Below are 19095 nucleotides of genomic sequence, written 5' to 3'. Positions count from 1 at the left end.
CCTCACCCAGGGCGCCGTCGTGCTGCCGGGCAAACGCTTGCGCCAGCAGGGTCGACGACCTCGTGTTCACCGCGTAATGCCTGTCCAACACGGCCGCGTCCAGCTCGCCCAACGGTCCGTCCGACCCGCTCCCCAGCTAACCGATTCGAGCGACGCCGTCCAAGTCGATTTCGAGCCGCACGCGGTCCCCGACCTCGGTCATGGGCCCGACGGCCTCGTACTCCTCGCCGTCGATCTCCACCAGCAACCGCACGTGGTCACGCCGGTGCACCCGCTCCAGCACCGTGCCCTCCAACGGACCGGAGTCGGCCACCCGCAACGCCGTGGCGCGCAGCCCGACCCGTCCAGCGGAGAGCCCCACGAACGACCCCGGCACGAACTTGTTGCACCCCAGGAACTTCGCGGTCTCCACGTCGACCGGCGACGACCACACCTCGGCCGGTGGGCCGACCTGGACGATCCGGCCGCGCGACATGATCGCCACCCGGTCGGCCAGCGTGAACGCCTCGTCGTGGTCGTGCGTCACGACCAACGCGGTGGTCTGCGCCTCCCGCAGCAGCCGCGCCAGGTCCACCGCGAGCTGCTCGCGCAACGCCCGGTCCAGCGCCGACAACGGCTCGTCCAGCAGCAGCAACCGCGGTGACGGCGCCAACGCCCGCGCCAACGCCACCCGTTGCTGCTCACCACCGGACAGCTGCGTCACCCGGCGGTCGGCATACCCCTCGAGGCCGACCAGCTCCAGCAGCGACAGCACCCGCTTGTCCCGCGACTCGCGCTCGATCTTCTGCATCCGCAGCCCGAACGCCACGTTGCCCGCGACCGACCGGTGCGGGAACAGCTGCCCGTCCTGGAAGACCAGCCCGAACTCGCGCCGGTGCACCGGAACGCCGGCCAGGTCACGCGAATCCCACCGCACAGCACCGGAAGACGGCTTCTCCAGCCCCGCGATCGTGCGCAGCAGCGTCGACTTGCCGCACCCGGACGGCCCGAGCAGCGCCACGACCTCCCCGTCGGCGACGGACAGCGACACGTCCGACACCGCGACCGTCTGTCCATAGCGGACGGTGATCGAGTCCAGTTCCAGCGCCATCAGAACTCCCCGCTGCTCGGCACGCGCAACCGTTCGATCAGCAGCACGCACCCGACCGTGACGACCATCAGCAGCGCGCACGCCGCGTAGGCCATCTGGCTGTTCAACTCCCCCGGCCGCGACATCAGCCGTGCGATCACCACCGGCAACGTCGGCGCGTCCGGTCGCGCGAGGAAGCTCGTCGCCCCGAACTCCCCCAGCGCCACCACGTACCCGAACCCGGCCGCCGCCGCGAGCGAACGGCCGGCCAGCGGCAGGTCCACCTCGCGCCACACGCGCCACGGCGAAGCGCCCAGCGTCGCCGCCGCCTGCCGCAGACGTTCGTCGACGGCCCGCAGCACCGGCAGCACCATCCGCACGATCAACGGCGTCACGACCAGTGCCTGCGCCAGCGGCACCAGCATCGGCGAGGTCCGGAAGTCACCGGGCAACGCGTCCATCGTGACCAGGTAGCCGAAGCCGACCGTCACCGCGGATACCCCGAGCGGCAGCATCAACGCGGTGTCGAGCACCTCGGAGATCCGCGATCCCGACCGCCGCAGCCCGACCAGCACCACCGCCGAGAACACCCCGACCACCAACGCCACCAGCGTCGCGTCGAACGCGGTCCGCACCGAGTTCAGCGCGGCGTCGATCCCGGTCACCGCCAACGTGCCGCGGTCACCGCGGGACGCCAGCGCCGCGTAACCCGCGAAACTCCATCCGTCCCGAGTGGACAGCGACCGCGTCACCAGTCCGACGACCGGCGTCAGCAGAGCGGCCACGACACCGAACGCCACGGCCACGACGCACCACTCGCCACCGGACGGCCGCCGCGCCAGCTCTTCCCTGCCGCGCAACGACAACGCGGTCTCCCGCCGGCGCCGGGCGAGAGCCCCCAGCACCAGCACGGCGAGCACCGCGGCGAACTGGAGCAACGACAGCGCCGCCGCCCCCGACAGGTCGAACAGCTCGACCGTCCGCAGGTAGATCTCGGTCTCCAGCGTCCGGTACCGCGACCCGCCCAGCACCAGGACCACACCGAAACTGGTGGCGCAGAACAGGAACACGACCGCCGCGGCCGACCCGATCGCGGGCGCCAGCGCGGGCAGCACCACCGACAGGAACGCCCGCGGCCGTGAGGCACCCAAGGCACGAGCCGCGTCTTCGGCCCGTCGATCCGTGTGCGCCCAAAGCCCGCCGACGGTCCGTGCGACGACGGCGACGTTGAAGAAAGCGTTGGCCAGCACGATCGGCAACACCCCGCCGTCCGGCCAGAACGTGCGGAAGGCCAAGCCCACCACCACGGTCGGCAGCACGAACGGCACCATCACGGCCGCGCGCACGAACCCGAGCCCGCGCAGACGGCAGCGCGCGAGCACGAACGCCACGGGAAGCCCGGCGACGACTGCCACGACCGTCGACGCCAGAGCCTGCCCGAGCGTGAAGCCGACGAGCTCCCAGGTCTCCCCGCTGAACAGGGCGGAGACGACCCCGCCCTCGCGCAGCCCGAGCGACACGATCGCCAGCACGGGCCACGCGAAGAACAGTCCCAGGAAGGCCAGCGGCAGCAAAGCGGCCGCTGACCAGCCAGAACGAGCCGTGATCAGCCCTGCACGAGCTTGCGCCACTGCTCGACCCACGCTTCGCGGTTGTCCTTCACCTTGTCCGCGGGCAGCGTCTGCGGGTTCGTGGGCAACGGCGCGTCCTTGGCCCACGACTCGGGCTGCGCGACGCCCTCGCGCGACGGGTAGACGTACATCTGCTCGGCGACCTGGGCCTGGAACTTCTCGCCAAGCAGGAAGTCGAGGACCTTCTTCGCGTCCTCCGGGTTCTTCGCCCCGGACAGCACACCGGCGTACTCGACCTGGCGGTAGCAGGTGCCGAGCACGGCCTTGGTCTTGCCGCCCTCCGCCGACGGCGACGAGGCGTACGACACCACGATGGGCCGCGTGCCCTTCGTGGCGGAGAACTCCTGGTTGTAGGCCTCTTCCCAGCCGCTCACGACCTTGACGCCGTTGGCCTTGAGCTTGGTCCAGTAGTCTTGCCAGCCGTTCTCGCCGAACTTCGCGATCGTGCCGAGCAGGAACGCGAGCCCGGGCGAGGACGTGGCCGGGTTCTCCACGACCAGCTTGTCCTTGAACTTCGGGTCGGTCAGGTCCTCGTACGACGTCGGCTCGACCCCGCCGAGCTTTGCCGGGTCGATGTTCAGGCACACGTCACCGACGTCGACGGCATGCAGGCGGCCCGTGGAGTCGACCTGGTACCGCTGCGCGCCCTTCGAGGCCTCCGGCGAGGCGTACTCGGCGAACACGCCCTCGGACAGCGCCCGCGAGGCGAACGTCGAGTCGACGCCGAACGCGACGTCACCGATCGGGTTGGCCTTGGTGAGCACCAGCTTGTTCGTGAGCTCGCCGGCGTCACCCGAAGCGATCTGCTTCACGGTGATGCCGCTGGCCTTCTGGAACTCGTCCAGGAGGCCTTCCTTCACCACGAACGAGTCGTGCGTCACCAACGTGACCTCGTGCGTCTGCGGCGCGGTCGACGTACCGGCCGAACAACCGGTCAGCGCCAACGCGGCGAGAACAGCAAAAATCCTTCTCACGTCAATCTCTCCCTACGCCGGTATGACCCGGATCAGGTGGACGGTCGAGGGCTTGCGAGCCCTCCTCTCAGCCCGGCGCTTCACCGGACTCCCGTGGCAAACGCGCAGCTTACGTGACGTGGTGGGACGATCAGGACATGGCCGAGCTGTTGAGCGACGATCAGCTGAACGACGTGCTGCCCAAGCTGCCCGACTGGACCGCCCAGGACGCCACCCTGGTCCGGACCGTGGAACTGGCGAGCTTCGCGCAGGCGATCATGGTCGTGAACCGGGTCGCGGAGATCGCGGAGAACGACAACCACCACCCTGACGTCGACATTCGCTACAAGACCCTGACATTTCGCCTGAGCACCCACTACAAGGGAGGAATCACCGCGCTCGACGTGTCCCTCGCCGAGGAAATCGACGGGGTCCTGGACGCGTTGACCTGATTCGGTCAAGAATGTGCGCTGCCGCCGCCCGCGGAGATGAGAGGGAACACCCTCATGCGGTTGCGCACACCTTTGTTCGTAGTTGCGCTGGCAGGCAGTCTTCTGATCGCACCGGCGGCCGCGCAGGCCGTGCCCTGTGCCGTGACGGACGTGATGATCAAGGCCAGTGCGGCGTGGGTCACCAAGGGCACCGACCTCAAGGCGAACAACTGGTCCAACGCGAACTTCCACACCGGCAACATCGCGCAGGTCCGGACGACCGGGATCAGCAACCACAAGACGTGGCCGTGGGTGCAGGCCAACAAGTACCTGCTGCCCCTCGACCCGGCGAACCCGTACGCCCCGGACCCGCAGGCGAGCGGTGAGGCCTACCTCGCCGTGTCGTTCTTCCACCCGGAGCCTGAGGTGCTCCAGCCGTTGCGGGACAACCTGCGGGCCCAGGCGAAGACCGGGAAGTACGACTACTGGAAGTCGCCGGACGCGCTGACCATGTCGCTGCCGTCGTTCACCGAGGTCGCCGTGCGCGACCTCGACCAGGACCTGCTCGACTACTCGTACCGGTCGTACCGCAGCCTCAAGAAGCGCACGTTCAACGAGCTCACGGGTCTGTGGAGCCTGAACGTGCAGACCAACGGCTGGGCCGTGCAGGGTCTCGCCAAGGCGATCCTGGCGCTGCCGAAGGACAACCCGTACCGCGCCGACTACGCCAAGACCCTGCGCAAGAGCGCGCACACGCTGCGGTACCTCCAGCGCCACGACGGCTTCTGGGGCGCCACCGGCAAGGACTCGGCGGCCACCGCGATGATCACCTACGCGTTCGCCGCGGGCATCAACGCGGGCGTGCTCGACAAGGACACCTACCTGCCGCACGTGCGGAAGGGCTGGCAGGCGCTCCAGACCGCGCTCGACGCCGACGGCCTGCTCGGCTGGACGGCGGCCCGCAACTCCTGGAAGCCGGCCTCAGCCGGCGACTCGGCTGGGTTCGCCGTCGGCAGCTTCCTCCTCGCCGGCCAGCAGCTCGTCCCGTTGACGCCGGGTTGCTAGACCGATCGCGACCAGCGTGAGCATGCCCGCGGCCGGATAGCCCCAGCCGAGCAGCACGAAGATCCACGGCCGTGGGAAGTCCCAGATGTTCGGCTGGGCGAGCAGCAGGAACGAGATCAGGTAGCCGCCGGTCAGCAGCACCCAGAGACCGGCGGTGATCTTGCACAGGAGGTGTCCGCCCTCGTAGATCAGCCACAGCAGGGCGGGCACCATCCACACCCAGTGGTGGCTCCACGAGATCGGCGAGACCAGCAGGCCGAGCATCTGGACGCTCACGATCAGCGCGAGCACGTCCTTGGTCTTGCTGACCGCGAACCACGTCAGAGCGGCGGCGAACAGCATGACGGCGAGATAGAGGTAGAAGGCCAGAGTGGAGTCGGAGACCAGGTGGTCGTGTCGCAGGTGCCCGACGTCGTAGCCGACCGTGCGGCTCAACGCCCCGCGCAACGACTGGTTGATCGCACTGCCGACCGGTCCGACCCGGCTCGCGTCACCGAGCAGCTCGAACCAGAACTCGTTGGACTGCGCGGGCGAGATGACCCAGCCGATGCCGTACACGGCGACGAACGCCACGAACGACCAGACGGCAGCCATCCACCGGCGTTGGATGAGGAAGTACAAACCGGAAATAGCGGGCGTCAGCTTGATGCCCGCGGTGAAACCCACACCGGCGCCGCCGACCCAGTTCCGCGCGCTGGCGAGCGTGCCGATCAGGATCGCGCACAGCACCAGGTTGATCTGGCCGTAGTTGAGCGTGGTGCGCACCGGCTCGATCCACAGCACCAGCGCGGTCCAGAACATCGCGCGGCGCGGGTCGTTCAGCTTCAGCAGCTTGAGGCTGGTGCGCACGATGAAGTACAGGCAGCCGAGACAGATCAGCTGCCAGACCCAGCGGGACGCCTCCCACGGGATCCAGCTCATCGGCGTGAAGATCGCGGCCGCGAACGGCGGGTACGTGAACGGCAGCGGGAACACGTCCGCGTACTGGTCGAGCCGCCACGCGTAGAGGTCACCGCTGAAGAGGTGCGGCGACCCGTTGCGGTAGACCAGCAGGTCGATCATGGTCATCTTCGTCTGGAACGCGACCATGAACAGGTGCCCGATGACCGACAGGGCGAGCAGCCACGGCGCTACGGAGAGCACACGCGCTTCCACAGCACGGAGTTTCACCCCGAAAACGTTACCCGAGGCAACTTTTGCGGGTACCCCGGCGTCATAGGGACGGGAGAGATCGCAAGAGGGAGTTTTTCTGATCATGTCTGTTGATCTTGTTGTTGCCGCCGTCGCCGCTCTGGCCATGCTGGGGGTCGCGTTCGGAGTGTTCGCGGCTGCCGCACGCGCGAAGAACAACGTGTAAAACCGTTGTGATACAACGCGAAGGGGGAACCTCCACAGTGGAGGTTCCCCCTTCGTTGTTCCTCAGGTGAGGAACGGACGCTCAGGCGGCCTTAGAAGTAGTGCGCGCGTCCACCGACCGGCTTGCCGACCGCGCCGAGCACGGCCAGGATCGCGCCGATCACCAGAAGCACTACTCCGATGGTCGTCAGGATGCTGATGCCGGCCAGCCATCCGACGACGAGCAGGATCAGACCGAGAACGATCATGACACCTCCAGGTGGGGAATCCTTCTCTGGGCTACCCCACAGAGGTCGGTACAAACCTGTTCGAGTGACGAGAGACGTTCCCGCACGTCCGCGAGCTCCGGCCGCCCCAGCCGCAGGTAGATGGACTCCGCCTCGACGAGGTGGCCACGGGCACTCCCGGCGTCCCCGGCGGCGAGGTGGACCTCGGCCAGGTTGACGAGCGACACCGCGAGGTCTCTCGCCGCCTTCATCTGCCGCAGCAGCCCGATGGCCTCCCGGTAACTGTCGATCGCCTCCGCGTGACGACTGAGCTCGAAGTGGATGGCGCCCAGGGTCTCGAACGCGGTGGCGCGGGCCTCGGTGGGCATCTGGTCGGGGAACCGGGCGAACAACGCCGTCGCGCGACCGCAGGCTTTCAGTGCTTGTTCGTGCTCACCCACCTTGTGCTGAGCGAACCCGAGCGCGCTGAGGTAGTTGGCTTCCTCCAGGCTCCCCCGCAGACCGGCGGCCTTCTGCTGGAACTCCTCCAGCACCCTGAGCGCGTCCTGCCTGCGTCCCTGCAGCTCGTAGACGAAGGACAGGCCGCGCAGGAGGTTCGACTCCTCCGGAAGGGGACCGAACTCGCTTTCGTAGCGCAGCGCTGCCTCGAGATGACTCACCGCCTGCGGCAGAGCACGCAGGCCGATGCGGGTCGCGGCGAGGCAGCGCTGCAGGCGCGCCTCCGCCCACCCGTCACCCAGGCGCTGGGCGGCGAGAAGCCCTCGTTGCTCGACCGCTTCGGCCCCTCGCAGATCACCGCTGAACAACAGGGGCAGGTGCAACGACAGGGCCAGCCGCCAGACGGCTTCGTCAGCTCCAGCAGCCTCCGCTTGGGACACCACGGACAGCAACACCCGGATTTCCTCGGCGAACCACTCGTGGGCGGCGTCGTAGTCCGCTGGTGCGACGACCACCGCACCCCGCACCGGCAGTCCGCCGGCCTGCTCGGCGGTCACGTTGGAAATCATGCGCCAGGCGGCGAGCGAACTGTGGACGTCGTGGTCGAACATCCGGCGCTGCGCGTCCGCTCGCCGTGCCGGCGCCAGCTCCGCGGCACGTTCCGCGGCGTAGTCCCGGAGCAGGTCGTGCAGGGCGAACCGGCCGACGCCCGGCGCGCTCGCCAGACTGCCCGCGACGAGCTCGTTCAGCGCTTTCCGCGCCTCGGCGAGCGACAGGGCGGCGAGGCTGGCGACGGCGGCGACCGTGACGTCCGGGCCGGGATGCAGGCCCAGCAGCACGAACACCTCCGCCGCGACCTCGCCGACGGAGCGCAGCGACCACGAGAAGACGGACCGGATGCCGGTCTGCGGATCATCGATGTCGAGCGCGTCGAGCCGTTCCTGGTCCAGCTCGTCCGCCAGCACGGCGAGCGAGTCGCCGTAGGCCGCCCGTGCCGCGACGATGCCGAGTGCCAGCGGCAACCCCGCACACCGTTCGACCAGCCGTGCCACCGCGCTGGGCTCCTCGTTCACGCGCGCCGCGCCGATCCGTTCGGCCAGGAGCGCGACTGCGGCCTGCTCGTCCAGCACGTCGACCGCGACGGGCCGCGCGCCTTCCCGCGCGACGAGCCCGCTCAGGCGGTTGCGACTGGTGATCAGGACCAGACTCGCGGTGCCACCCGGCAGCAACGGACGGACCTGTTCGACGTCCCTGGCGTTGTCCAGCACCAGCAGTACCCGCCGCCGTGCCAGCTCGGACCGGTACGACGCGATCAACGCCTCCCGCGACGACGGCACCTCCTTCGCCGGCACGCCAAGCGCGAGCAGGAAGTCGCGGGCGACCGCGGCCGGGTTCAGCGGCTCGGCACCGGTGTCGAAGCCGCGCAGGTTGACGTACAGCTGACCGTCCGGGAAGCGGTCGACGACCCGGTGCGCCCACTGCACGGCGAGCGCGGTCTTGCCGACCCCGCCGATACCGTTGATCGCGGAGATCAGCACCGGCTCACCGGGCCTCGCGGCCAGCGTCTCGGTCAGGCGCGCCAGCTCCTGCTCACGGCCGACGAAGCGCGGGTGCGCGGAGGGCAGCTGACGAGGCACCGCCGACTCCGGCACCGCACCGCTGAGCACCGCCTCCTGCGCGTCGCGCAACCGTTGACCGGGACTGACGCCCAGCTCGTCCGCGAGGCGCGCGCGAATCTCCTGGAAGACTGTGAGCGCCTCGGCCTGCTGCCCCGCCCGGTGCAGCGCGAGCATCAGCTGCGCCCAGAACGTCTCGCGCAGCGGGTGCTTCTGGATCAACGACCGCAGCTCCGGCACCAGCACGTCCGTGGCACGCGCCAGGTCGTCGTCGATCCGGCGCTCCAGTGCCGCGAGGTGCTCCTCCAGCAACCGCGGCACGTCCTCGCGGTGCAGCGACTCGCACTGCACGTCGGCGAGCACCGGCCCACGCCAGAGCTCCAGCGCCGCCCGGTGATCACCCGCCGCCGTCAGCTCGCGAAACCGGGTGAGGTCGAGCTGCCTGGGCGCGACCTCGGCCGCATACCCGCGCGTCGACGTGCGCACGCAGTTGGCCGCACCCAGCGCCTGCCTGAGGCGCAGCACGACCGTCTGCAACGTCTTGTGGGCCCGGTCCGGGGCAGGCGGATCACCGTCCCACACCCGTTCCACGAGCTCGCCGACGGACACGAACTCGTTGGGGCGCAACAACAAGGTGGCGAGCAGCGCCCGGCCTCTACCAGCGGGAACCGGGACGGGTGCACCGTCGAGCAGCACCTCCAACGCCCCCAGCACGCGGTACTCGACGATCACACCGCCGAAGTCTAGGCGCGCGAGATGAGACGCACGGTCGACGCGAGCCCGGTCGGGCTGCCAGCCTTCGGACATGCGGGGAGTGAGCAGAACAGCGCTGTGGGTGGCTTCGATGCGCGCCACCGAGTCCGCCCGGCCGGACCGGATCTGCTCCGACCCGCTCGCAGCAGCCTTCGTCGCAGCTGCCGAGGAGGAGATCCCACCGGCCCCGCCGGGCGCCGCGGAGTTCATGGCCGTCCGCACCCGCTTCTACGACGACTTCCTGCTGTCGTCCGCAGTTCCGCAGGTAGTGGTGCTCGCCGCGGGCCTCGACGCCCGCGCGTTCCGCCTGCCGTGGCCTCCCGGCGTGCGACTGTTCGAACTCGACCTGCCGGAACTCCTCGTGTTCAAGGAGAAGGTGGTGTCAGGTCTGGTGCCTGCGTGTTCCCGCGTCGTCGTGCCGGTGGATCTGCGCTCGGACTGGCCCGCGGCTCTGCTTTCCGCCGGCCTCGACCGCTCGGTGCCCACGGCCTGGATCGCCGAAGGGCTGCTGCAGTACCTGAGCGAGGCCGAAGTGGGGCGCCTGCTCGACTCCGTCCGGGAACTGTCGTGCGCCGGCAGCCGGTTCGCGTTCGACCACATGGACACGTCGGCGAACGACCGCGAGTCGGTGGTGGACGCGGTGGAACGCATCCGGAGCATGGGCGCGGAGATGGACCTGAGCACCGACGACCCGGCGCGGTGGCTGACCGCGCACGGGTGGACGGCGACGACGTCTCGTGTGCCTGCGTTGGCCGTGGAGTACGGGCGGCCGTTGCCGGACTTCATGGATATGGCGGCGGCCAACGCGACCGCGCTGTGCACGGCCGCGCTGGGTTGATCAGACGTTGAAACGGAACTCCACCACGTCACCGTCGACCATCACGTAGTCCTTGCCCTCCATGCGGACCTTGCCCGCAGCCTTCGCATCCGCCTTCGACCCAGCCGCCACCAGATCGTCGAACGACACGACCTCGGCCTTGATGAAGCCCTTCTCGAAGTCCGTGTGAATCACACCCGCAGCCTGCGGCGCCGTCGCACCCTGCGGAATCGTCCACGCCCGAGCTTCCTTCGGACCCGCCGTCAAATACGTCTGCAAACCCAACGTGTGGAAACCCGCACGCGCCAACGAGTGCAAACCCGGCTCGTGCTGACCGATCGACTCCAGCAGCTCCCGAGCCGACTCCTCGTCCAGCTCCAGCAGCTCGGACTCCACCTTGGCGTCCAGGAACACCGCGTCGGCCGGGGCCACCAGCTCGCGCAGCTCCTTCATGCGGGCCTCGTCGCTCAGCACGCCCTCGTCGGCGTTGAAGACGTAGAGGAACGGCTTGGTGGTGAGCAGCGAGAGCTCGCGCAGCAGCTCGCCGTCCACTTCGGACTGCGCGGAGAACAGCGTGCGGCCGGAGTCGAGGATCTCCTTGGCCTTCTTCGCGTTCTCCAGGGCGGCGCGGCGGTCCTTCTGCATCCGCGCCTCCTTCTCGATCCTCGGAATGGCCTTCTCGAGGGTCTGGAGGTCGGCGAGGATCAGCTCGGTGTTGATCGTCTCGATGTCGCTCGACGGATCGACGCGGCCGTCGACGTGCACGACGTCCGGGTCGTCGAAGACCCGGATGACCTGGCAGATCGCGTTGGCCTCGCGGATGTTGGCGAGGAACTTGTTGCCGAGGCCCTCGCCCTCCGAGGCGCCCTTGACGATGCCCGCGATGTCGACGAACGACACCACGGCGGGCACCTCGCGCTCGGAGCCGAAGATCTCGGCGAGCTTGGTGAGGCGCGCGTCCGGCAGCGGCACGACGCCCACGTTCGGCTCGATGGTCGCGAACGGGTAGTTCGCGGCGAGCACGTCGTTGCGCGTGAGCGCGTTGAAGAGGGTGGACTTGCCGACGTTGGGCAGGCCGACGATACCGAGGGTCAAACTCACGGGAAGCGAGTCTACGGCAGGCCACGGTCATGTCCGATTCCCGCGAGCCATTGACCGTTCCCGCTGGCAGGATCGATGGCATGGTCATTGACGAAGAACACGCGTATCGGGTCTGCGCCGCGCGTGACGCCCGGTTCGACGGGTGCTTCATCCACGCGGTCCGCACGACCGGCATCTACTGCCGGCCGTCGTGCCCCGCGGTGACCCCGAAGCGCCGCAACAGCCAGTTCTTCCTGACGGCGGCCGCGGCGCAGTCGGCCGGCTTCCGCGCGTGCCGACGGTGCCTGCCGGACGCCGTGCCGGGCTCGCCGGAGTGGAACCTGCGGGCCGACCTCGCGGGACGGGCGATGCGCCTGATCAGCGACGGCATCGTCGAACGCGACGGCGTGTCCGGGCTGGCGGCGAAGCTCGGGTACTCGGAGCGGCACCTCACGCGGGTGCTGACCGCGGAACTCGGCGCCGGGCCGCTCGCCCTCGCCCGCGCCCACCGCGCGCACGCCGCCCGGTTGCTCATCGAGACGACCGACCTGCCGTTCGCGGACATCGCGTTCGCCGCCGGCTTCGCGTCGGTGCGACAGTTCAACGACACCATCCGCATGGTGTTCGCCTCGACACCGTCCGACATGCGCGGCCGCGGCAAGGCGCCGGTGGGCACACCGGGCCGGATCGTGCTGCGGCTGCCGTACCGTGCGCCGTTCGACGCCATCGGGCTGTTGACCTACTTCCGCGCGCACGCGTTGCCGGGTGTGGAAGAGGTGACAGACGACTCCTACGCGCGCACGTTGTCGTTACCGCATGGCGAGGCAACGGTCCGTTTGACGTTCCCTGCGGACCACGTGCTGTGCTCGCTACGCCTCACCGACGTGCGCGACCTGGGCGCGGCGGTCTCCCGCGTCCGGCGTCTGCTGGACCTGGACGCCGACCCGGTCGCCGTGGACTCGTTCCTCGGCGCGGACCCGGTGATCGGCCCGCTGGTCCGCGAGGTGCCCGGCATCCGCGTCGCGGGCAGCGTCGACGGCGCCGAGACCCTGCTGCGGCTGGTGGCACCGTTCGCCGGCACGCCGCTGCGGATCCCCGACGGGGCGCTGACCCACCTCTACTCGGCCGGGGACCACCCCGTCACCGAGGCCGTGACGAGCGGCAGACTCGTCGTGGACGTGGGCCGCTCGATCGAGGACCTGACCGAGGAGCTCGCACCACTGGTCGGTGCACGGGTCGCCGACGAGGTGGCCATGCGGGTGCTGGGCGCACCGGACGTGCTGGTGCTCCCGAGGTCGATGCAGAACCTGGCTTCCCACGGCCCCGACTGGCGGCCGTGGCGCTCCTACGCCGGAGCACACCTGACGAGGAAGGCAGCAACATCATGAGCGTCGCACACACGTCCACTGTGGACACCCCGGCGGGGCCGTTCACCGCGGTCGTCGCGCCGGACGGAGCGGTGCTGGCGAGCGGCTGGACCAGCGACATCTCCTTGCTGACGCCCCAGATCCACGCCTCCCTGACGCCGTCGGAGATCACGCCGCGCACCGACCTGGGCGACGTCACCAAGGCCGTGGTCGCCTACCACGAGGGCGACCTGACCGCGATCGACACGATCGAGGTCCGGCAGAAGTCCGGCCCGTTCCTGCAGCACGCGTGGGACGTCCTGCGCACGGTCCGAGCAGGCGAACCCGTCACGTACAGCGAGTACGCGGAACTCTCCGGCCGCCCGGCCGCCATCCGCGCCGCGGCCTCGGCCTGCGCGCGCAACTCGGCGGCGCTGTTCGTGCCGTGCCACCGGGTGATCCGGATCGGCGGCAACCTCGGCGGGTTCCGCTGGGGCCTCGACGTCAAGCGCTGGCTGCTCGCCCACGAGGCCTAACCGACGAGGTTGATCTCCGGTGGACCGGTCATGGTCACCAGCTCGGTCGCACAGCGCGGACAAGAGCTGGTGACCGGCCAGACCTGGTTGCTCTGCACGGAGTTCTGCGGCCCGAACCAGTCGTCGTGGCCCGCGTCCCGGCAGACGTGACAGCCGACGCGGAAGTGCAGCCGGACCCACGGGTGCTCGGCCAGCTCGGCAGCGCGCTCGTCAGGCCGCTTGAGGTCGAAGAACGGCGCCCACCAGAAGGACACACGGCACCGCAGCCGCTCAGCACCGCCGCCGGTGGTCGTGTCGAAGCCGGTGACCCTGATCGGCGCCGGATGCGCACCCGCGACGTCGTCCTGCTCCTCGAGCCGGCGGTCCGACGAGTGGCAGAGCCCGCTCTCGGCGCCGGGATGCAGCGCCACCGTGCGTCCCACGCGGCGGCACACGAAGCAGTCGTGCGAGTACTCGAGGCGGTTCGACCACACGAAGTGGGCGGCCGGGGTGACCGTGGCTCGCGCGGTGATCTCCACGTGGGACAGCACGAGGCGAGGATAGTGGGGCGGGTCGGAGCGTTGCCGGATGAACGCGCGGTCCGGCGGGTACGCACGGGTGAGCAGGTGCCGGACGAACGCACGGTCCGACAGGTGCGGCGCGGGTCAGCAAGTGCCGGCCGAGCCCGCGGTCCGACAGGCCACCTCGGGCAGCCCTTCAGCGCGACCCGCTGCACCCCGTTTGTTGGGCGATGCGTGGCTAGGCCAGCGACACCTCCAACGTGGACCCCGAGCGCGCCTTGCGGACGCGGAGCCGGGTCGGGATGCGTTGGCGCAGCTCCTCGACGTGTGAGACCAGGCCTACGACTCGGCCGCCGGCTCGCAGTTCGTCGAGGGTGTTCATGACGATGTCGAGCGTGTCCGAGTCGAGGGTGCCGAAGCCCTCGTCCACGAACAGCGTGTCGAGGAGGGCGCCGCCGGTTTCGTTCGCCACGACGTCTGCCAGGCCGAGGGCGAGTGACAGCGAGGCCAGGAACGACTCGCCGCCCGACAGCGTTTTGGCGGGGCGGGCGCGGCCCGAGTAGTCGTCCAGCACGTCCAGGCTCAGGCCGCCTCGGGTGCCGCGGGCGCCGGCCGAGTCGGAGTGCACGAAGCTGTAGCGGCCCTGGCTCATGCGGTGCAGGCGGGCCGAGGCGGCTACGGCCACCTCTTCCAGGCGGGCTGCCAGGACGTACGAGCGGAGCGTCATCTTCTTCGAGTTCTGGCCGCGGCCGTTGATCACGTCGGTCAGCGCGTCCAGCTCCGCGTAGGTCGCCTCCAGCGGCTCCAGCGACTTCCACTCAGCTCGCAGGCGGGCGGCCAGTTCGCTCACTCGGTCCAGGGCCGCGCGAGCGCGATCCAGACCGGTCTGCGCCGAGGAGGCGGCGGCACGGGCGGCCGAACACCGCGCCGTCACCTCGGCGAGGTCCACCTCGGTCGACGGGTCGACCTCCGCCAGTTCCTCGAGGGTCGCCAGTGCCGAGGCTCGGGCGCGTTCCCAGGCGGCGATGCGGTCGTCCAGGGCCTGGAGCTTGATCGCAGGGCGGGCTGCGGCCAGTGCGGACTCCACGTCCGGGAAGCCCGCTTCGGTGGCCAGAGCGGCTACCGAGGCCTGTTGTTCCTCCACGCGGGCCAGGGCGGCGTCGCGGGCCGAGCGGCGGTCGGCCAGTTCCACCAAGGCCTTCGCGAGGCGCAGCAGGTGGTCGCGGCGGGTCAGGACGTCCTCGTGCTCGCCGCGCGCCTTGTCCAGCCGGGCGCCGCGTTCCTCGACGACGGCGGTCAGCGACGCGTGTTCGGTGCGCAGGCCCACCAGGTCCTGCTCGACCTTCGCCTTCTCGGCGCCCAGGTCGCGGGTTTTCGCTTCCAGCGCAACGAACTCCGTCTGGCGCTGCGACCGCGTGCGAGCGAGTTCGCGAGCCGCGCCGTACTCCGCCAGGACAGCGGACGGCTCGTCGGATCCCAGAACTTCCCAGCACGCCTGGATGCGCAGCTCGGCGGCGTGGGCGGACCGTTCGGCCTCGTTGCGGCGGTCCAGCGCCGACTGCTCCTCGGCGGCCGCCACTTCCTCGTCGGCCGCGTCCACGCCGCCCAGCATCGGCTGCGCGGGCGCGGGGTGGCTCGGCGAACCGCAGACCGCGCACGGCTTGCCGCGCTTCAACGCCGCGGCCAGCTCGATGGCCATGTTCTCGAGGCGCTGCTGACGAACCTGCTGCAGGACGTCCTTGGCCTTCTGGTGGACGTCGATCGCCTCGTGCAGCTCCTTCTTGGTGCGCTCCAACGCTTTCCCGGCGCCGGGCAACGACTCCGCCGCCTCCGCGCGCACCTTCAGGCTCTCCAACCGGCCAGAGGCCTCCACCGCCGCGTCCAGCTGAACCCGGCACTGCGCCAGGCGTTCCGGGAGCACCTCCAGCTCGGCGTTGAGCGCCAGCAACCGGCGTTCGACCTGGTACGAGGAGTTCTTCAGCACCGACAGCTTGCGCACGTCGGCGTGGTGGCGTTCGGCCTCCGCGGCCAGCTCGCCCAGACCGCCCGCCTCCTCGCGGTAGCGCTCGGCGTCCTCTCGCAACGACGAACCCGTGTATCCCAGGCGTGCCAACGACTCCGCGGCACGGGCCTCGTCGCGCACCGCGAACTCGTACGACTGCTGGAGTTTCGCGATCTCCCCGAACGCCGGCACGACGGGACTAGCGCGGCGGGCCGCGTCACGTTCGGCGAACCACGACGCCGAGTCCGCCGCCTCGACCTTTGCCAGCAGCTCGCGGGCCTCGCGCACGCGGCGGATCTGGTCGGCCTGCACGCGGGCCTGGGCCAGCAGGGCGTCCGCGCCGTCGGCCACGCCCGCCGTCTCCACCGACAGCGCATCGGCTTCCCGGACGGCGAGAGAAAGCCGCTCCAGCACCGATTCCAGCCAGCCCTGCTCGAACGACGGCTCCTCACCAGCCGCCTCGGCCACGCGGTGCATCAGCTCGGAAGCACCCTTGCGGCGTTCCTCCAGCACCCGGCCCGCCGCGACCCTCTTGTCGCGGAACCACTTCTCGACGTCCAGGAACCGCTCGGTGCCGAAGAGCTTCTCCAGCAACACCTCGCGTTCGGCGGTCTCGGAACGCAGGAACTTCGCGAACTCGCCCTGCGGCAGCAGCACGACCTGGAAGAACTGCTCGTACGACATCCCCAGCAGATCTTCGACGGCACGCGCCACGTCGTCGATGCGCGTGATGCCCTCGCCGTCCCACCCTTCGAGCCACGTCAGCGAGCACTTCGCGGGCTGCGTCGTGAAACCACCGCCGCGCTTCTTCGGCCTGTCGAACTCCGGCGACCGCACGATCCGGAACCGCCGCGACTGCACCGTGAGCTCGAGCGACACCTCCGTCGGCACCTCGGGATCGGCGTACTCGCACCGCAGCTTCTTCACGTCGCCACGCGCACCAGGAACCCGGCCGAACAGGGCGAACGCCACCGCGTCGAGCAGCGTCGTCTTGCCCGCGCCCGTGTCGCCGTGCAGCAGGAACAACCCGTCCGCGCCCAGCTCGTCGAAGTCGACGGTCTCCGGCCGCGGGTAGGGCCCGAACGCGGTCAGCTCCAGGCGGTGCAGTCTCATTGCTCCTGCTCCCTCGCCACGGACGCGAACGCCTCGCGCAGCAACGCCTTCTCCGCTTCGGAAGGTTCGGAACCCCGCGCGTCCGACACGAAGCAGCAGGCCACTTCCTCGTCGGTGCGGCCGCGCACCCGTTCCGCGTACGTCATGGTGTGCTGCTGGGCCTGCTCCGGCCGCCACTCCACGTGCACCGCGTGCTCGAACCGCTTCTGCAGCTGCCGCAACGCGTCCATCGGCCGCACCTGGTCCGTCAGCACGACCGACAGGAAGTGGTCCTCGATCGGCGTGTGCGCCGGATCCTCCAGCACCTCGGCCAAAGTACCGCTCACGACGGCCAGCTGCCGCGGCACCGGCAGATCACGCCGCTCCACCCCGACGAGCCCGCCTTCGTCCAGCTCGACCAGCCACACCGACTTCCGCTGCCGCGCCTCGGAGAACGAGTAGGCCAGCGGCGAACCGGAATACCGCAGGTTCTCCGCCAGCGTCTGCGGTCCGTGCAGATGCCCCAGAGCCACGTAGTCGACGCCCTCGAACACCTGCATCGACACGTCCTGCACGCCACCCACCGCGATGGTGCGCTCGGACTCCGACGGCGCCCCGCCGGTGACGAACGCGTGCGCCAGCACGACCGACCGCGCCTCGCGACCGGCCAGATCGGCACGGATCCTCCGCATCGCCTCGCCGAGCACGGGTGCGTGCCCCTTCTCCGCCACGCCGAGCACGTGCCGGGCCGGTTCCGGCTCCAGGAAAGGGATCCCGTACACCGCGACCGGCCCGTGCTCGTCCTCCAGCTCGACGGGCTTGTCCAGCAACGAGATCTGCGTGCGGAGGAAGAGCCCGCCCGCCGCCGCGAACTCGCCGAACACCCCGATCCGCGCCGCCGAGTCGTGGTTGCCGGGCGTGATCACGATCCGCGCACCGGCAGCGCGGATCCGCATCAGCACCCGCGCGCACAACGACACCGCGTCGGCCGAGGGCACCGCCCTGTCGTAGAGGTCGCCGGAGATGACCACGACGTCGACCTTCTCGGAAGACACCAGGTCAGCGAGGCCGCTCAGCACCGACTCCTGCTCGACGAGCAGGTCGCGGCCGTGGAAGGTGCGCCCCACGTGCCAGTCGGAGGTGTGCAGGATCCGCATGGCACCAACCGTAGAGACGAGGTCTGACAAATCTCCGGGAGGGTTCCCGGCGTGTCACCCGATCGAGTTCAACATCTTTGAGGGAGCATCATCGTGCCGTGACCGCAGTGATCATCACCGCCTCGCTCGTCCTGGCGCTCGTCAGTGCCGGGGCGCTGGTGTTCGTCTGGCGCCTCTACCAGGACAGCGTTCGCCGCACCGACGAGGCGCTCAACGCCATCAGCACCGAACGCGCGCGCTACGACGCACAACAACAAGCCCTGCAACGGTACGAAGTGGCGTTCTCCAGCGTCAGCGGCCGCGGTGAGCTAGGCGAACAGGTGCTCGTCGAGACGGCGCGCGCACTCGGCCTGAGGGAAAACCTCCACTACACGCTCCAGACCGACGTCGCCGGCGGCGGTGCGGTGCGCCCGGACATGGTGCTGAACGTCGGCGGCGGCCGCATGGTCCCGGTCGACTCGAAGATGTCCATGGCGACGTGGGCCGAAGCGGTCGAAACGGACGATCCGCAGGAACGCCAGGACGCGCTGCGGGTGCACGTCCGCAACATCCGCTCCCGCGCCGCCGAGCTGGCGGGCAAGGGCTACCAGCGCTGGGCCGACGCGATCTACGGCACGATCATGTTCGTCCCCAACGACGGCGCGGTCGTCGCCGCCCTGGACACCGATCCCGAACTGCTGCGCTGGCTGCTGGACCGCCGCGTCTTCCTGTGCGGCCCGACCGGGTTCGCCGTGATCGCCTCCAGCGCGATGTTCGCGGTCACCGAACGGGCCCTCGCCGACGACGTCGAGCAGGTCAGGCTCCAGGCCGGGCGCGCCAACCGGGCCGCGGACACCGCCATCGAGGCGGTCAACCTCTCCACGACCCACCTGCAGCGCTTCCTCTCGGCACGGCGCAGGGAACTCGACGCCCTGGAGGGCTTCCGGGCGAGCGTGGAGCCGCTCACGGACGCCTCGGCCACGCCCACGCCACTGCCTCTCGTCCGAAGGGCTGACGAACAGTCCGCTTAAAACGCACGCAGAGTGC

Annotated in this window: 16 protein-coding genes; 6 read left to right on the top strand and 10 right to left on the bottom strand. The window is 69.9% G+C overall.

What is annotated here, in order from left to right; all coding sequences use genetic code 11:
- Positions 1-136: 136 nt before the first annotated feature.
- The 3 genes from AOM45_RS27080 to AOM45_RS27070 are packed head-to-tail and all read right to left on the bottom strand — an operon-like array spanning position 137 to position 3674.
- A complete protein-coding gene (locus tag AOM45_RS27080; RefSeq protein WP_030472941.1) occupies positions 137-1090 on the bottom strand; it encodes an ABC transporter ATP-binding protein in 954 nt (317 codons plus the stop codon).
- On the bottom strand, positions 1090-2700 hold the full coding sequence (locus AOM45_RS27075; protein WP_372497497.1) for an ABC transporter permease: 1611 nt from the start codon (positions 2698-2700) through the stop codon (positions 1090-1092). Before AOM45_RS27075 ends, AOM45_RS27080 begins: the two co-directional genes overlap by 1 nt.
- The gene (locus tag AOM45_RS27070; RefSeq protein WP_030472939.1) at positions 2676-3674 is read right to left on the bottom strand and encodes a thiamine ABC transporter substrate-binding protein; all 999 of its coding nucleotides are present in this window, start codon (positions 3672-3674) and stop codon (positions 2676-2678) included. Before AOM45_RS27070 ends, AOM45_RS27075 begins: the two co-directional genes overlap by 25 nt.
- 137 nt (positions 3675-3811) lie before the next feature.
- On the opposite strand from AOM45_RS27070, the gene AOM45_RS27065 reads away from it, so the two are divergent.
- Entirely contained in the window at positions 3812-4105 is a 294-nt protein-coding gene (locus AOM45_RS27065; protein ID WP_030472938.1) for a 4a-hydroxytetrahydrobiopterin dehydratase, read from the top strand.
- Between the two features lie 60 nt (positions 4106-4165).
- Entirely contained in the window at positions 4166-5149 is a 984-nt protein-coding gene (locus AOM45_RS27060; RefSeq protein ID WP_162185758.1) for a glycoside hydrolase family 88 protein, read from the top strand.
- Here AOM45_RS27060 and AOM45_RS27055 read toward each other — a convergent pair.
- The 3 genes from AOM45_RS27055 to AOM45_RS27050 form a co-directional block, all read right to left on the bottom strand.
- Positions 5066-6319, bottom strand: a complete 1254-nt coding sequence (locus AOM45_RS27055; protein ID WP_051784634.1) for a mannosyltransferase — start codon at positions 6317-6319, stop codon at positions 5066-5068. The two genes, AOM45_RS27060 and AOM45_RS27055, sit on opposite strands and share 84 nt — an antisense overlap.
- 278 nt (positions 6320-6597) lie before the next feature.
- A complete protein-coding gene (locus AOM45_RS51885; protein ID WP_086662791.1) occupies positions 6598-6753 on the bottom strand; it encodes a DUF6131 family protein in 156 nt (51 codons plus the stop codon).
- Positions 6750-9593 (bottom strand): AfsR/SARP family transcriptional regulator, encoded by a 2844-nt coding sequence (locus AOM45_RS27050; RefSeq protein WP_051784633.1) that lies wholly within the window; start codon positions 9591-9593, stop codon positions 6750-6752. Before AOM45_RS27050 ends, AOM45_RS51885 begins: the two co-directional genes overlap by 4 nt.
- Positions 9594-9630: 37 nt before the next feature.
- Here AOM45_RS27050 and AOM45_RS27045 point away from each other — a divergent pair, with 37 nt between their 5' ends.
- Complete coding sequence (locus AOM45_RS27045; protein ID WP_236703840.1) at positions 9631-10377, top strand: SAM-dependent methyltransferase; 747 nt, start codon at positions 9631-9633, stop codon at positions 10375-10377.
- Here the strand turns inward: AOM45_RS27045 and ychF are convergent, their stop codons facing one another.
- Complete coding sequence (gene ychF / locus AOM45_RS27040; protein WP_030472933.1) at positions 10378-11457, bottom strand: redox-regulated ATPase YchF; 1080 nt, start codon at positions 11455-11457, stop codon at positions 10378-10380.
- An 80-nt stretch (positions 11458-11537) separates the two neighbouring features.
- Here ychF and AOM45_RS27035 point away from each other — a divergent pair, with 80 nt between their 5' ends.
- Both AOM45_RS27035 and AOM45_RS27030 read left to right on the top strand, forming a co-directional pair.
- Positions 11538-12824: an AlkA N-terminal domain-containing protein gene (locus tag AOM45_RS27035; RefSeq protein ID WP_030472932.1), complete on the top strand. Its 1287-nt coding sequence runs from the start codon at positions 11538-11540 to the stop codon at positions 12822-12824.
- Positions 12821-13318, top strand: coding sequence for a methylated-DNA--[protein]-cysteine S-methyltransferase (locus AOM45_RS27030; protein WP_030472931.1), 498 nt, complete (start codon positions 12821-12823; stop codon positions 13316-13318). The genes AOM45_RS27035 and AOM45_RS27030 overlap by 4 nt, the downstream gene beginning before the upstream one ends.
- On the opposite strand, the gene AOM45_RS27025 is transcribed toward AOM45_RS27030, so the two are convergent.
- From AOM45_RS27025 to AOM45_RS27015, 3 genes are all read right to left on the bottom strand, one after another.
- Positions 13315-13848 carry a hypothetical protein gene (locus tag AOM45_RS27025; protein ID WP_156094374.1) on the bottom strand — a complete coding sequence of 178 codons (534 nt, stop codon included), beginning with the start codon at positions 13846-13848 and terminating at the stop codon, positions 13315-13317. The genes AOM45_RS27030 and AOM45_RS27025 overlap by 4 nt on opposite strands.
- Before the next feature lie 208 nt (positions 13849-14056).
- Positions 14057-16933 carry an AAA family ATPase gene (locus AOM45_RS27020; protein ID WP_030472929.1) on the bottom strand — a complete coding sequence of 959 codons (2877 nt, stop codon included), beginning with the start codon at positions 16931-16933 and terminating at the stop codon, positions 14057-14059.
- On the bottom strand, positions 16930-18069 hold the full coding sequence (locus AOM45_RS27015; RefSeq protein WP_030472928.1) for an exonuclease SbcCD subunit D: 1140 nt from the start codon (positions 18067-18069) through the stop codon (positions 16930-16932). Before AOM45_RS27015 ends, AOM45_RS27020 begins: the two co-directional genes overlap by 4 nt.
- Positions 18070-18167: 98 nt before the next feature.
- On the opposite strand from AOM45_RS27015, the gene AOM45_RS27010 reads away from it, so the two are divergent.
- Complete coding sequence (locus AOM45_RS27010) at positions 18168-19079, top strand: DNA recombination protein RmuC (protein WP_030472927.1); 912 nt, start codon at positions 18168-18170, stop codon at positions 19077-19079.
- Positions 19080-19095: the final 16 nt, after the last annotated feature.

It is taken from the genome of Lentzea aerocolonigenes, from assembly GCF_000974445.1.
GTDB classification, from domain to species: domain Bacteria; phylum Actinomycetota; class Actinomycetes; order Mycobacteriales; family Pseudonocardiaceae; genus Lentzea; species Lentzea aerocolonigenes.
The sequence above is the reverse complement of the archived record's forward strand: the minus strand, read 5'-3'. Positions and strand labels throughout refer to the sequence as shown.